Consider the following 15307-nt stretch of genomic DNA (forward strand, 5'->3'; position numbering starts at 1 on the left):
GAGAAAACAGACTTAAATAAATTTAAACTAAAAAACTCGACCCATAGCTAATGGATCGAGTTTTTTAGTTGATTTCATTTTTTTACTTTATTTTATATCGTCGAATGTCAGTTCCCAACTTTTTTGTCTAGTTCCCGACTTTTTTGTCTAGTTCCCGACTTTTTTGTCTAGTTCCCGACTTTTTTGTTCAGTTCCCGACTTTTTTGTCATTCAACAATCGTCAAAACAACGATACCCGCACTACTCAACCGTAACACTCTTAGCTAAATTCCTCGGCTTATCAACGTCACAGCGGCGATGTAATGCTGCATAGTAACTGATTAATTGGAGTGGTACTACTGATACAAGTGGCGTTAGTAGGTCATTTACTTTTGGAATGACTAATGTATCGCCTTCTTCTTCCATGCCAAGCATAGAGAGGATGCATGCGTTTGCGCCGCGCGCTACAACTTCCTTCACATTACCGCGAATGTTTAGTGCAACATCTTTTTGCGTTACGAGTGCAAATACAGGTGTACCTTCTTCGATAAGCGCAATTGTACCATGTTTTAATTCCCCACCAGCAAAACCTTCAGCCTGAATATAAGAAATCTCTTTTAGCTTTAATGCGCCCTCTAATGATACACAGAAGTCAATATTACGCCCGATGAAAAACGCATTGCGCGCGATCTTTAAGTAATCCTCGGCGATTTGCTCTATCACATCTTTTGAATCAATAATTGTTTGAATTGCATTTGCAACGATTGCGAGTTCTTGCTTTAAGTCAAAATCAATCACAATATCCATTTCTTTTGCAACTGCATATGCCGTCACCGCTAATACGGCCACCTGCGCAACATAAGCCTTTGTTGAGGCAACCGCAATTTCTGGACCTGCATGTAACAATAATGTGTAGTCGGCTTCACGAGAAAGTGTTGAGCCTTGTACGTTTGTAATTGTTAATGCTTCATAGCCAAGTGCTTTAATTTTAACTAATACTTGGCGACTATCCGCTGTTTCACCTGATTGTGAAATGAAGATAAACAACGGTTTTTCCGATAATAACGGCATGTTGTAGCCAAATTCACTCGCTATATGCACTTCCACTGGGATGCCTGCGATTTTTTCAAAGTATTGTTTCCCGATTAAACCAGCGTGGTAGCTTGTGCCTGCTGCGATAATATATAAACGATCCGCTGCTGCAAGTGCTTGTAAAATATTCGTATCAATTGTAACGTCTGTTTCGTTCTCATACGCTTGAATGATTTTACGAATAACAGTTGGCTGCTCATCCATTTCTTTTAACATATAGTGCGCATAAGTCCCTTTTTCAATATCCGCAGCGTCGAGTTGTGCTGTATATGGCTCACGCTCTATAAGACGGCCACCTAGTGTCGAAATTTCAACATGATCTTTTCGAATAATGACAACTTCTTTATCATGTAGCTCGATAAATTGATCAGTTACTTGTAGCATAGCCATTGCATCCGAAGCAATCACATTAAATGTTTCCCCAACTCCAACGAGCAATGGTGATTTATTTTTGGCAACATAAATCGTTTCACAATCTTCATTATCTAAAAGTGCTAATGCATAAGAGCCATGTAGTAATGATAATGTTTTGCGGAAAGCTTCTACTGTTGACAGCCCTTCCTTTGCGAATAAATCAACTAATTGAACAATCACTTCTGTATCTGTATCTGAATTCATTTGAATACCTTTTAAATAGGCTTTTTGTAATAAGTGATAGTTTTCAATGACGCCGTTGTGCACTAATGTATAGCGACCCGATGCACTCGTATGAGGATGCGCATTTAAACGGTTTGGTACACCATGCGTTGCCCAACGTGTATGCCCGATTCCAACATTTGCTTCTACGTCTTCATTTACAGCTTTACGTAGGTCTGCGATGCGTCCCTTTTCCTTGAAGATAGTTACGCCCTCTTCATTGTGCACCGCAATACCTGCTGAGTCATAGCCTCGGTACTCTAATTTTTCTAAGCCTTTTAATAAAATTTCCTTCGCGTCTAAAACGCCATTATATCCAACAATTCCACACATTTTCTTTTTCCTCCGAACGTCATCACGTAACGCGAAAAGCAAATATTTGTGCCCTTATAGATTTTTACTCTTCATGAAAATACACCTTTGATAGCGGTAAGCGAAAAAAGGAGAAGTCAAAATAATCTACAAAGGCAATTGGTGAAGGGATTCTGACTAATCCGCGCTTCACTTCCAAAAGCTTTGCAGCTGCATTACGTGTGTATTTGTTGCCGTTTCGTTTTTCTGTGCACAGGATTACTCCTCTGTTTTAAAACGAAAATTACGACCGGGCATGCGATCGGGAGGCATCCGCCGAAATTTCGATAAACCTCCACCTCGTCAACTAAGGTTTGCTATCCGTTCGATTCCTTAGCTCAGGCGCTATAATTATTTTCCGATTGTTTAAAGTGTTAAACGTTCCTCCTTTTACACTGATGCTCTTTTTCAACAAAATGGAATTTTATTGAATTTACCAAGAACAATATTATCATACAAAAATTTATGCAGTACGTCAAATATTTGTTACAAATAAGGACGCAACCACAACTAAAGTGATTACGTCCCATAATTAATTATTCTACTAATCCCATTTCAGCACGTACAACATCTGCAATACGATTTACATACGTTTCGCACGCTTCTTCTGTTGCTGCTTCTACCATGACACGGACTAAAGGTTCTGTACCTGATGAGCGTACTAACACACGACCGTTACCAGCCATTTCTGCTTCCACTTCAGCAATTACTGCTGCTACTTTTTCGTTTTGCGTTACAGCATGCTTATCTGTTACACGCACATTTACTAAACGTTGTGGGAAAATCGTCATTTCACCTGCAAGCTCAGAAAGTTTTTTTTCTGTTGCTTTCATAATGCTGACAAGTTGAATTCCTGTAAGTAAGCCATCACCAGTCGTATTATAATCTAAAAATACGATATGACCCGATTGCTCGCCGCCAACATTATAGTCATTTGCACGCATTTCTTCAACTACGTATCGGTCACCAACAGCTGTTTGCACACTTGTCATGCCATTTTCCTCTACTGCTTTGTAGAAGCCCATATTACTCATAACCGTTGAGACAATCGTATTTTTATTTAAACGACCTTTTGTATTTAAGTATTTACCAATGATGAACATAATTTGATCGCCATCCACGATTTGACCATTTTCATCAACTGCAATTAAACGGTCACCGTCACCATCAAATGCTAAACCTACATGTGCACCGCGCTCTAATACAAATGCGGCAAGTTTTTCAGGATGAGTGGAGCCGACACCATCATTAATATTTAAACCTGTTGGTGATGAGCCCATCATTGAAATATCTGCCTCTAAATCAGCAAATAAATGCGTTGCTAATGAAGAAGTTGCACCATGCGCGCAGTCTAATCCCACATGAAGTCCCTCAAAATCTTCATCAACCGTTTGTTTTAAGTAAGAAATATATTTTTGTCCACCTTCGAAATAGTCGCTCACTGAACCAATGTCAGCTCCTACTGGACGTGGTAATGTGTCTTCTTCCGCATCAATTAATGCTTCAATTTCTGCTTCTTGTGCATCCGTCAATTTAAAGCCATCTGGTCCGAAAAATTTAATGCCGTTATCCGCGACAGGATTATGTGAAGCCGAAATCATAACACCTGCTTCTGCATTCATCACGCGAGATAAATATGCAACACCTGGTGTACTAATAACACCTAAGCGCATAACCTCCGCTCCAATTGAAAGCAGCCCTGCTACTAATGCGCCTTCTAACATCTCTCCAGAAATACGTGTATCACGCCCGATTAATACTTTTGGTCGATCTTTTGAATCCTTTGTTAAAACATAGCCTCCAATTCGACCTAATTTGAACGCAAACTCTGGCGTCAATTCACTATTCGCGACACCTCGAACACCATCTGTTCCGAAATATTTACCCATTACTTTTTTCTCTCCTTCAACACTTGACATTCCATACGATTGTCTGAATTATCCATTATAATGACGAATCAATTATCCTCTGTCCCATCTGTACTAACTCCATCTTCAGTTGGGCTTTCTGTTGATTCATTTGGATTTACTAACTCTTTTACAACATCCGCATGAACAATTACTTTTCCTTGTGATAGTTTTGTTGCACCTGTTGGTAAAGTCACATTAAATTCATAAGGTCCTGATTGTTTGATTTTAGAAAGGTCCACTTCTACCAAAACTTCTGAAATTGAATCAATTACTGATTTAGTCCCGTAAACAGCAATTTTTGAAGGTTCGGTCGTCAATTTTTCAATCGTTACCCCTTCAGCTGTTTCACCTATTTGTTTAATTGTAAGCGGAAAATCTCGACTATATTCACTCATATCGACTTTCACTTTTACTTTCTCTGGACTTATTTGTACGTCCAGCTTATTTAGGTCACGATCTAATACCTTAACAGTTGCATCCTGCTCAAAGGATTCTTTCATGCCCTTTTCACCTGTAACAGTTGCTTTCACATAGCTAATGCTATTTATAACACTTTTTGCTCCGGTAATGGATACGCGACTTGGATTGGCCGTCATGTTATTTACGATGTAATCATCCGCTACAAGACTATTATTCATATCTGGCTCAACTCGAAAATCTCCTACGACCTTTTCTTCGATTATTACATTAATGGATCTAGGTTCGATTTCGACATTTAGTTTTTCAGAAAAGTTTTCTTGCTGTATTGTAACGCTATGCTCGCCAATTAACAATGAGTTTAAATTAACAAACACTTTAAAATCCTTCTCAAGCTTTGTCTTTAACACGATTGGCGTCGGTCCAGAAATTTTGACATTAACCGTATCAGGTACCCCCGTAACGAATAAATTGCTTTCATCATAATAAACTTCTAGCGGTACATTTGTTATGATATCCGTTTCATTAGCTGAGCCTGAATCGACGCCCTTTTTCATCTCTGTTTGGACATAGAAAAATAATAAGGCAGCCAAAGTTAATGCTGTTAAACGTAGTATCCATGGGCTATCGAATAATTTATCCATTCTTTTTCCCTCCCCAAGTCCACTTAGAAGCTAAGTTTGAATCTTGCTCAGGGCCAAACCACATTTTGCGTAATAACTCTTCAAATTCCGTCAGTGACAAATTACGATGTAGGTTGCCGTTTGCTGTAATACTAATCGCACCCGTTTCCTCTGACACAATTATTGTAATCGCATCTGTTACCTCACTTAACCCAAGTGCAGCTCGGTGACGTGTACCTAGCTCCTTTGAAATAAATGCGCTTTCTGAAAGTGGTAAATAACATGCCGATGCTGAAATTTTATCTTTTTGAATAAGTACTGCACCATCATGTAACGGCGTATTCGGAATAAAGATATTAATCAATAGCTCCGAGGAAATTTGGGCATCCATCCTAATCCCCGTTTCCACATACTCATTAAGCCCCGTTTCTTTTTCAATCGAAATAAGGGCACCGATGCGACGTTTTGCCATATAGCTTACGGATTTCTTCATCGCTACGACTAAACGTGTTTGTTCATCTTCTTGCTGAATATTCGTTCGCTGAAAAATTTTACCTCGACCGATTTGTTCAAGGGCACGACGAATTTCAGGTTGGAAGATAATGATGATTGCTAAGAAACCCCAATCAATGACTTCTTGTAACAGCCAATCGAGCGTATTGAGTCCAAATATATACGTCGCAATTTTGGCTAAAACAATGACAAATAACCCTTTTAATAATTGAACAGCCTTTGTTCCTTTTATGAGGGTTAATGCTTTATAAATTACGTACCATACAAGCAGTACGTCCAATAACTTAAATATAACCTCTACAGCGGTTATATCTGTAAATTGCTCAACTAATTGCATGTGGCATCCCCCACTTTTAATAACGATTCATAATGAATTTAGTATAGCATATTTCTCGCTATGATTAACTTTATAGCAGAAAAAAGTCTACCCAACCGAGTAGACTTTGCCTTTTCTTATAAAACGTTAATAAAACGAGAAAGTTGCGGATTTATTCGAACAAATTAGTAAAATCATCAAATCCTTTTTTAATTTTATACCATAACCAGCCAAATGCTTCATCAATTTCTTTAACTTGACCTGTTACAACCGCTGTTGACGCCATATAATTGCCATTTATTACCGTTACATCACCATCTACTTCTCCTTCAATAACAATGTCACCGTTTTTGACAACGATATCCCCTTTTACAACCTCACCTGCCGGAACAATGACAGTTTGACCATTCACGACTAAATTGGGTTGCTTTGTAACAGAAAATTGATCGTCATCAGGGAAACTGCCAAGCAAAGTGGCACTCATAAATAAGCAAAATACAGCAGCTGCAACAAGAACTGGATGCTGACGGAACCAACGTTTAATGCCTACTGAATTTTTGCGTTTTGGTAGACGCTTTATTACTTGATCCTCAAAGCTAGGCGGGGCAGTAATATGCGCTGCGCTCTTAATAAACGCAATTGTGTCACTTAATTCATGCATATGTTGTTGGCAATCTTGGCATGCTTGTAAATGGTACTTTAATTCTTGCTCATGCTCGCGACTAATATCGCCATCTAAATATTCGTGCATAAAATTCACGATTTGTGACGGACACATTTTCATGCCTATCTGCCTCCTACTATACGTTGTTTAATTGCTTTCTCAGTGCTTCACGTCCCCGATGAATACGTGTTTTCACTGTACCAAGCGGCATATCTAATATTTCACTAATCTCAAGTAACGATAATTCTTCGATGTATTTTAGGACGATTACGGAACGATATTTATCTGGTAAGCGGCTAATTTCGTATTGAATACGATCCTGAAGTTCCATTTGCTCAACAGCCTCTTCAGGTAACTGTTCATCCACTGCGATTTGAGAATACATATTCAATCCCTCTGTCCCCGCAACTTCTGCATCTAAATAATAATCCGGCTTTTTTTTGCGTATGCGATCGATACATAAATTGGTTGCAATTCGGTAAAGCCAGGTAGAGAATTTTCGATTTTGATCATACGAATGAAGATTGATATAGGCACGTATAAACGCTTCCTGTGCAATATCTTCCGCTTCTTGTTTATTGCCCAGCATACGATAACAAACTTGGTACAGCTTGTGCTGGTAGAGGTTAACAATATCGGCATATGCGTTTTGATCACCTTTAAGCACTTGCTTTATTCTTTTATTAACTAACGCATCCATGTGTCTTCCCTCTCCACCTTTATAGCTGTTCTATATTTACGTCTCATTTATCAAAAGGTTTCACTTTTTATAAATACTTTTGAAAACGATTTAAAATTTATCCTGTTGGTGTGAATTTTATTCAAATCGTTCATTGTTATATTTGCCCTTTCAAAAACGCATGATTTTATTATAACAAATTTTATATTTAAGTGGACGGATTTTTTTCCAAATTATTCAAACTAATGTTTCTCCAAAAAGCGAACCTATCAATGCCACCGCCACATCTGCTGTTTTATTGCGCTCATCTAAAATTGGGTTTACTTCCACGAACTCTGCCGATGTGAGTAGACCGGATTCCTGAATCATTTCCATCGCTAAGTGACTTTCACGATACGTAATCCCCCCCGCTACCGGAGTTCCTACTCCTGGTGTATAAAGTGGGTCAAGTGCATCTAAATCTAATGATAAGTGTAATCCGTCAATTTTCTTCTCACGGAAATAGGCTAGCGTTTCTTCCATTACGTACGTCATGCCTAATCGATCAATATCATACATAGTATATACCTTAATTCTACGTTCTTTTATGAGTTTACGTTCGCCCTCGTCAATTGAGCGACCACCAATAATAATGATATTCTCTTGCTTAATTTTAGGTCCGTCATGTAAAATCGTCGTCAATCTCTCATGACCAAGACCTAAGCTTGTTGCAAGCGGCATACCATGTATATTTCCAGACGGGGTCGTTTCAGGCGTATTTAAATCCGCATGCGCATCAAACCAAATAACCCCCATGTTTTGATAATGCTTGGATAGACCTGCAAGCGTCCCAATTGCGATGCTATGATCTCCTCCTAAAACTAAAGGCATACGATGCTTTTCAACTACTTCATTCACTTTCCTAGCTAATGCTGTATTTACTTTGACAACCTCATCTAAATTTAATAATTGCGCATCCGCCTGTACATTCGATGTCTGATCTATTACATGAATATTGCCCTCATCCTCTACGCTATAACCAAGTACCGTTAAACGATTTTGTAACCCCGCATAACGAATTGCACTCGGCCCCATATCTACTCCACGTCTTTGTTGTCCATAATCACATGGCACCCCAATAATTGAAACATTCTTTTTCCCCATCCATTTTGCCTCCTCTAAAGTTGCTCATACTTTATTTTAACTTTCAGCTCAATTTAAGCCTATATTGAAAATTCGAGACATTCGTAAAGTTTCCCTTTTTATACGCAAAAAATCCTTTACTTATTTTTCATAAGTAAAGGATTGAAATTTATTATTTAAGTACACTTATCATTATAAAAATAAAAGTGAGCCATGAAGGACTCGAACCTTCGACCCTCTGATTAAAAGTCAGATGCTCTACCAACTGAGCTAATGGCTCATAAAACAAAAAAATGGCTGGGGAACCTGGATTCGAACCAGGGCATGACGGAATCAAAATCCGTTGCCTTACCGCTTGGCTATACCCCAAACATTTTATAAGATGGTGGTGGGGGACGGATTCGAACCGCCGAACCCTAAGGAGCGGATTTACAGTCCGCCGCGTTTAGCCACTTCGCTACCCCACCGATATAAGTTATAACACATTCTAAATAAATGGTGGAGGATGACGGGCTCGAACCGCCGACCCTCTGCTTGTAAGGCAGATGCTCTCCCAGCTGAGCTAATCCTCCATTATAAACAAGTGTTACTTACTATTAGTTTGTAAATTCTTAAATGGTGACCCGTACGGGATTCGAACCCGTGTTACCGCCGTGAAAGGGCGGTGTCTTAACCGCTTGACCAACGGGCCATGGATGTCGAACTCTCGAACTCTTTAAGACAAGATTTATAATAACATCATTTTTGCATTAGTGCAAGCCTTTTTTATAACTTTTTTTAAAAAGTTATAATTGATCTCATTTTCCCATTAAAATGAGCAAAAAAATGGCTCCGAAGGTAGGACTCGAACCTACGACCAACCGGTTAACAGCCGGTTGCTCTACCACTGAGCTACTTCGGAACATTACTATTTAGATTTGTGCAATTGAGTATATCCCTTAAGCACATTTATTATTATAGCAACGTTAATAAATTTTTCAAGTGTTTTTTGGTTTTTTATTGAGATATGCGCGTTAATAAAAAAGGAAAAATTCTCTTCTATTGGTGTAATTCTTCTAATATGAATTCTCATAAAGTGTGCGTTTATTAGGCTGGTTCAGCACATGAGGCGTTCAGTAATGCCCGCACCAATCTATACAACTCATCTGTGTGCTATGTGCAAGGCCATCCTATACAAAATTTTACACTCCAAAGCCTTCATAATTTAGGACGCCGCTAATGTGGAAGGCGGCGAATTCACATATATTTGTATATCCCTAATCTAGCTGTATGTATGTGTTGCAAGAATAGATTTCAGTTTAGTTCCTGCATTTTATTATAGTTTATTGGTTTTTTTAATGAGGGACATAATCTCAAAAGATCATGCCCCTCTTCAAATAACTTATTGTATTATTTTTATGATTTCATCTAGTAAACCATTAGCTAATGGAAGCTCGGGGTTAGAATAGCTCGCTAAATTTTGTTCAAAATTACTAGAAGTCTCCTTTAATATGTGATTCATTTCATCAAAATAAACAATCTTTGCTACTGAATTTCCCGCTTTTAGTAGCTCAGCATCTTCTACTGTCACTTGAATATCATTTCGTCCTTGAACAATTAATACAGGCACTTGGACTTTGCCTATTTCCTCTTTAGGATCATATTTAAGCCATGAAATGAAATAAGGCTGCACAGATGGTCTGAAGAGGCTTTGAAGCTCAACTGGCACCGTTTTAACCCGTTCTCCAATTAGTAGCTTTTCTAATATTTGTTGCGACTGTTGCATTAAATTTGGTGGTAATTGTTTCTTTAACTGTTCTTCTAATCTCACATTTGCTCTTCGTCCCGTTCCTGCTAATGATGTGAGTGATTTTACATTGTTATTTTGGGCTGCTAGCGTCATGATTAAAGCACCTTCACTATGACCAATTAAATGAACTTCTTGGAAACGTTTATCTTGCTTAAAAAAGGTGATTATGTCACTTACATCCCCCACTAATTGATCTATTGTAAGATCTTCTTCTTTCGCGATTAGCGCCATATTTTCACCTATTCCACGCTTATCAAAACGAACCGATGCAATACCTTTTTCCGCCAATCCCTCTGCTAACATTTTTAGACTATTATTTCTACCGCCACCGACTGTATTGCCATCTTTATTCGTCGGCCCAGAACCAGCTTGAATAATCACAAGTTCCCCTGTTGGTTGCTCTGGCATCTGAAGCGCTACTTTTAATATTCCACCTTCTACGGGAACTTGAACCTTTTCATATGTTATAACTTCCTCTTCATAAGCTTTGAACTTAACCGGGAATGTTTGCCCATTTTGCGCAAAGGTACCGTTAATATACTCACCATCAAATTTCCCTGCAATTTTTATAACTGAACCAGCCAAATTAATTAGGATTTTAATTTCCTCGCCTTTATATTGGACAGATTCAAACGGAAAATCAGTTAAGTTTTGAGCGGGTACAGTAATTGAGCCCCCACCCTTTTGTAAGTTAATAATAATTTCTAACGGCATTTGTGGAATTTCAATCTCTCCCTGCCATTTTCCCAGCATCTTTTCATTCATTAACACGTGTCCCTCCTCGTTATTCTGTTGTTCAGTAGTTACGGGTTTCAATTGCTGTTCTTTATCTCCACACCCTGCAAGTACAGCAGTTATCCCCATTAAAACAAGAAGCTTTTTCATCGATCATGATCCTCCTCATAATTATCCATTACTTTCTCTACGAAGCATACAAAATAAAGTTTCGAATTAATTAATTATTCTAACTTTAACTCCCGTAAAATGCTAAAATGTTTTTAAGAAAGTTTTTCATCAATCACATTACGAGAATTATTTAAATTATTATTACTTTCAGATAGGGGCTTTGTTATGTGGGAAACAAATTATATAGAAACAAGTAGAGGGCGTTTTGAATATTTTGTAGCTGGGAATGGCGAGCCATTAGCAATTACTCATTTTTACATGGAATTCAATTCACGAGGAAATTTATTTGCAAATCCATTTACCGAAGATTATAAAGTATATTTAATTAATGTTAGAGGCGCAGCAAATTCTGCTAATGTGGAAGATGATAAACAACTCAGTTTACAAGAAGTGATTCGTGATTTAGAGGCAATTAGAGTGGCCTTAGGATTTGAAAAATGGGCTTTTGCAGGACATTCAACTGGAGGCATGCTTGCGCTACAGTATGCTATTGAAGCATCCGAATCGTTAACTAAGGTAGTAGCTGGATGTACTGCAGCAAGTAACGCGTATGCAAGCCATCCAAACAGTATTTATAGCCCTAATAACGATAATTATTCGCGAATTATTGAAATTATGGAGCTACTTAATGACCCTGCTACATTACAAGAGGAACGCAAGGAATTGGATTACGAATGGGCTTTAATGTCTTATTATTCTGAGGAAAAGCTTAAATCGGCGTTGATGCGTCCAAATAGTGGGCGTACCATTGGAAGAAATCTTGATTATTTTCGAAAAGTTGAAGTTAAAAACTTTGACCTTCGTGAGCAATTAACAGCTATTCAAATTCCAACCTTTGTATTTGCTGGAGAATATGATGCTCAATGTCCTGTAGAATTTGGGATTGAAATCGCTAATTTAATCTCTAATGCTCAATTATCGATTTTTGAAGAATCAAATCATAATCCATTTATTGAGGAAGAAGAGGCATTTAAGGATTTTGTAAAATTAACACTACATCGTTAAGAGTAGATATAACTAAAGGCAGAAACGTTAAGTTAACAACGTTTCTGCCTTACATTTTACTTTAATTCACTTTTAGAAATCCCTAATGGACAGTCTAATACTTAATGTAAAGTAATAGTACTGTTAAACATTTATATAAAAAATAAAAAAGCCACTACTGACTAAATCAGCAACGACTTTTTGCGCGAAGCGATGTCCTACTCTCACAGGGGGAAGCCCCCAACTACCATCGGCGCTAAAGAGCTTAACTTCCGTGTTCGGTATGGGAACGGGTGTGACCTCTTTGCCATCATCACTTCACTATGAAAGATTGTTCTTTCAAAACTGGATAAACGTTTCATTGAAATTGTGCAATAAATTGTGGTTAAGTCCTCGACCGATTAGTATTCGTCAGCTCCATATGTCGCCACACTTCCACCTCGAACCTATCTACCTGATCGTCTTTCAGGGGTCTTACTTACTTGCGTAATGGGAAATCTCATCTTGAGGGGGGCTTCATGCTTAGATGCTTTCAGCACTTATCCCGTCCACACATAGCTACCCAGCGATGCCTTTGGCAAGACAACTGGTACACCAGCGGTGTGTCCATCCCGGTCCTCTCGTACTAAGGACAGCTCCTCTCAAATTTCCTACGCCCACGACGGATAGGGACCGAACTGTCTCACGACGTTCTGAACCCAGCTCGCGTACCGCTTTAATGGGCGAACAGCCCAACCCTTGGGACCGACTACAGCCCCAGGATGCGATGAGCCGACATCGAGGTGCCAAACCTCCCCGTCGATGTGGACTCTTGGGGGAGATAAGCCTGTTATCCCCGGGGTAGCTTTTATCCGTTGAGCGATGGCCCTTCCATGCGGAACCACCGGATCACTAAGCCCGTCTTTCGACCCTGCTCGACTTGTAGGTCTCGCAGTCAAGCTCCCTTATGCCTTTACACTCTACGAATGATTTCCAACCATTCTGAGGGAACCTTTGGGCGCCTCCGTTACTCTTTAGGAGGCGACCGCCCCAGTCAAACTGTCCGCCTGACACTGTCTCCTACCCCGTTAAGGGGCATGGGTTAGAAGTTCAATACAACCAGGGTAGTATCCCACTGACGCCTCCTTCGAAGCTGGCGCTCCGAGATCTCTGGCTCCTACCTATCCTGTACAAGTTGTACCAAAATTCAATATCAGGCTACAGTAAAGCTCCACGGGGTCTTTCCGTCCTGTCGCGGGTAACCTGCATCTTCACAGGTACTATAATTTCACCGAGTCTCTCGTTGAGACAGTGCCCAGATCGTTACGCCTTTCGTGCGGGTCGGAACTTACCCGACAAGGAATTTCGCTACCTTAGGACCGTTATAGTTACGGCCGCCGTTTACTGGGGCTTCAATTCGTAGCTTCGCTTGCGCTAACCACTCCTCTTAACCTTCCAGCACCGGGCAGGCGTCAGCCCCTATACTTCACCTTACGGTTTTGCAGAGACCTGTGTTTTTGCTAAACAGTCGCCTGGGCCTATTCACTGCGGCTCTCGTGCGCTTGCACGCTCAAGAGCACCCCTTCTCCCGAAGTTACGGGGTCATTTTGCCGAGTTCCTTAACGAGAGTTCTCTCGCACACCTTAGGATTCTCTCCTCGACTACCTGTGTCGGTTTGCGGTACGGGCACCTCTCACCTCGATAGAGGCTTTTCTTGGCAGTGTGAAATCAGGAACTTCGTCCATACGGACTCGTCATCACAGCTCAACGTATTAGTGTGCGGATTTGCCTACACACACGCCTTACTGCTTGAACAGAGACAACCAACGCTCTGCTTACCCTATCCTACTGCGTCCCCCCATTTCTCAAACGGTGAGGAGGTGGTACAGGAATATCAACCTGTTGTCCATCGCCTACGCCTATCGGCCTCGGCTTAGGTCCCGACTAACCCTGAGCGGACGAGCCTTCCTCAGGAAACCTTAGTCATACGGTGGACGGGATTCTCACCCGTCTTTCGCTACTCATACCGGCATTCTCACTTCTAAGCGCTCCACCAGTCCTTCCGGTCTGACTTCAACGCCCTTAGAACGCTCTCCTACCACGCATCCATACGGATGCATCCACAGCTTCGGTGAATCGTTTAGCCCCGATAAATTTTCGGCGCAGCGTCACTCGACCAGTGAGCTATTACGCACTCTTTAAATGGTGGCTGCTTCTAAGCCAACATCCTGGTTGTCTAAGCAACGCCACATCCTTTTCCACTTAACGATTACTTTGGGACCTTAGCTGGTGGTCTGGGCTGTTTCCCTCTTGACTACGGATCTTATCACTCGCAGTCTGACTCCCGTGTATAAATATCTGGCATTCGGAGTTTGTCTGAATTCGGTAAAGCGAGATGCCCCCCTAGTCCAAACAGTGCTCTACCTCCAGTATTCTCAATCACGAGGCTAGCCCTAAAGCTATTTCGGAGAGAACCAGCTATCTCCAGGTTCGATTGGAATTTCTCCGCTACCCACACCTCATCCCCGCACTTTTCAACGTGCGTGGGTTCGGGCCTCCAGTAAGTGTTACCTCACCTTCACCCTGGACATGGGTAGATCACCTGGTTTCGGGTCTACGACCACGTACTAATTCGCCCTATTCAGACTCGCTTTCGCTGCGGCTCCGTCTCATCAACTTAACCTCGCACGTAATCGTAACTCGCCGGTTCATTCTACAAAAGGCACGCTATCACCCATTAACGGGCTCTAACTACTTGTAGGCACACGGTTTCAGGATCTATTTCACTCCCCTTCCGGGGTGCTTTTCACCTTTCCCTCACGGTACTGGTTCACTATCGGTCACTAGGTAGTATTTAGCCTTGGGAGATGGTCCTCCCAGATTCCGACGGAATTTCACGTGTTCCGCCGTACTCAGGATACATTCAAGAGGGAATGAGGTTTCACTTACAGGGCTTTTACCTTCTATGGCGGGCCTTTCCAAGCCGCTTCAACTATCTCATTCTTTTGTAACTCCGTATAGAATGTCCTACAACCCCAAAGAGCAAGCTCTTTGGTTTGGGCTCTTCCCGTTTCGCTCGCCGCTACTCAGGGAATCGAATTTTCTTTCTGTTCCTGCAGGTACTTAGATGTTTCAGTTCCCTGCGTCTGTCCTCAACACGCTATGTATTCACGTGAAGATACTATGTGATTAAACATAGTGGGTTCCCCCATTCGGAAATCTCTGGATCAAAGCTTACTTACAGCTCCCCAAAGCATATCGGTGTTAGTGCCGTCCTTCTTCGACTCCTAGTGCCAAGGCATCCACCGTGCGCCCTTATTAACTTAACCAATAAGTTACACTTACTC

The 15307-nt window shown here is 40.7% G+C and carries 9 protein-coding genes, 6 tRNA genes and 2 rRNA genes; 1 reads left to right on the forward strand and 16 read right to left on the reverse strand.

The window, feature by feature from the left end; all coding sequences use genetic code 11:
• Positions 1–240 precede the first annotated feature (240 nt).
• The 14 genes from glmS to CSE16_RS20400 form a co-directional block, all read right to left on the reverse strand.
• The gene (glmS, locus tag CSE16_RS20335; protein WP_099425554.1) at positions 241–2040 is read right to left on the reverse strand and encodes a glutamine--fructose-6-phosphate transaminase (isomerizing); all 1800 of its coding nucleotides are present in this window, start codon (positions 2038–2040) and stop codon (positions 241–243) included.
• Between the two features lie 554 nt (positions 2041–2594).
• Positions 2595–3947: a phosphoglucosamine mutase gene (glmM, locus tag CSE16_RS20340; RefSeq protein WP_099425555.1), complete on the reverse strand. Its 1353-nt coding sequence runs from the start codon at positions 3945–3947 to the stop codon at positions 2595–2597.
• A gap of 68 nt (positions 3948–4015) precedes the next feature.
• Positions 4016–5029 (reverse strand): CdaR family protein, encoded by a 1014-nt coding sequence (locus CSE16_RS20345; protein WP_099425556.1) that lies wholly within the window; start codon positions 5027–5029, stop codon positions 4016–4018.
• Positions 5022–5858: a diadenylate cyclase CdaA gene (gene cdaA, locus CSE16_RS20350; RefSeq protein WP_099425557.1), complete on the reverse strand. Its 837-nt coding sequence runs from the start codon at positions 5856–5858 to the stop codon at positions 5022–5024. The genes CSE16_RS20345 and cdaA overlap by 8 nt, the downstream gene beginning before the upstream one ends.
• A gap of 151 nt (positions 5859–6009) precedes the next feature.
• The gene (locus tag CSE16_RS20355; protein ID WP_099425558.1) at positions 6010–6621 is read right to left on the reverse strand and encodes an anti-sigma factor family protein; all 612 of its coding nucleotides are present in this window, start codon (positions 6619–6621) and stop codon (positions 6010–6012) included.
• A gap of 16 nt (positions 6622–6637) precedes the next feature.
• Complete coding sequence (gene sigW, locus CSE16_RS20360; RefSeq protein WP_099425559.1) at positions 6638–7201, reverse strand: RNA polymerase sigma factor SigW; 564 nt, start codon at positions 7199–7201, stop codon at positions 6638–6640.
• 216 nt (positions 7202–7417) lie between these two features.
• Entirely contained in the window at positions 7418–8323 is a 906-nt protein-coding gene (gene rocF / locus CSE16_RS20365) for an arginase (RefSeq protein ID WP_099425560.1), read from the reverse strand.
• A 186-nt stretch (positions 8324–8509) separates the two neighbouring features.
• Positions 8510–8582, reverse strand: a tRNA-Lys gene (locus CSE16_RS20370).
• A 14-nt stretch (positions 8583–8596) separates the two neighbouring features.
• Positions 8597–8671: transfer RNA gene (locus CSE16_RS20375), tRNA-Gln, on the reverse strand.
• A 14-nt stretch (positions 8672–8685) separates the two neighbouring features.
• Positions 8686–8769: transfer RNA gene (locus tag CSE16_RS20380), tRNA-Tyr, on the reverse strand.
• A 29-nt stretch (positions 8770–8798) separates the two neighbouring features.
• A tRNA-Val gene (locus CSE16_RS20385) sits at positions 8799–8874 on the reverse strand.
• A 44-nt stretch (positions 8875–8918) separates the two neighbouring features.
• Positions 8919–8993 (reverse strand) — tRNA-Glu (locus CSE16_RS20390).
• Between the two features lie 135 nt (positions 8994–9128).
• A tRNA-Asn gene (locus CSE16_RS20395) sits at positions 9129–9203 on the reverse strand.
• A 480-nt stretch (positions 9204–9683) separates the two neighbouring features.
• On the reverse strand, positions 9684–10976 hold the full coding sequence (locus tag CSE16_RS20400; RefSeq protein WP_099425561.1) for an alpha/beta fold hydrolase: 1293 nt from the start codon (positions 10974–10976) through the stop codon (positions 9684–9686).
• A 186-nt stretch (positions 10977–11162) separates the two neighbouring features.
• On the opposite strand from CSE16_RS20400, the gene CSE16_RS20405 reads away from it, so the two are divergent.
• On the forward strand, positions 11163–12002 hold the full coding sequence (locus CSE16_RS20405; protein ID WP_099425562.1) for an alpha/beta fold hydrolase: 840 nt from the start codon (positions 11163–11165) through the stop codon (positions 12000–12002).
• A gap of 184 nt (positions 12003–12186) precedes the next feature.
• Here CSE16_RS20405 and rrf read toward each other — a convergent pair.
• Together rrf and CSE16_RS20415 are read right to left on the reverse strand one after the other, a co-directional pair.
• A 5S ribosomal RNA gene (rrf, locus tag CSE16_RS20410) occupies positions 12187–12302 on the reverse strand.
• Positions 12303–12362: 60 nt separating this feature from the next.
• Positions 12363–15289, reverse strand: a 23S ribosomal RNA gene (locus CSE16_RS20415).
• Between the last annotated feature and the right edge of the window lie 18 nt (positions 15290–15307).

This window comes from Solibacillus sp. R5-41 (genome assembly GCF_002736105.1).
In the GTDB taxonomy this organism is placed as follows: domain Bacteria; phylum Bacillota; class Bacilli; order Bacillales_A; family Planococcaceae; genus Solibacillus.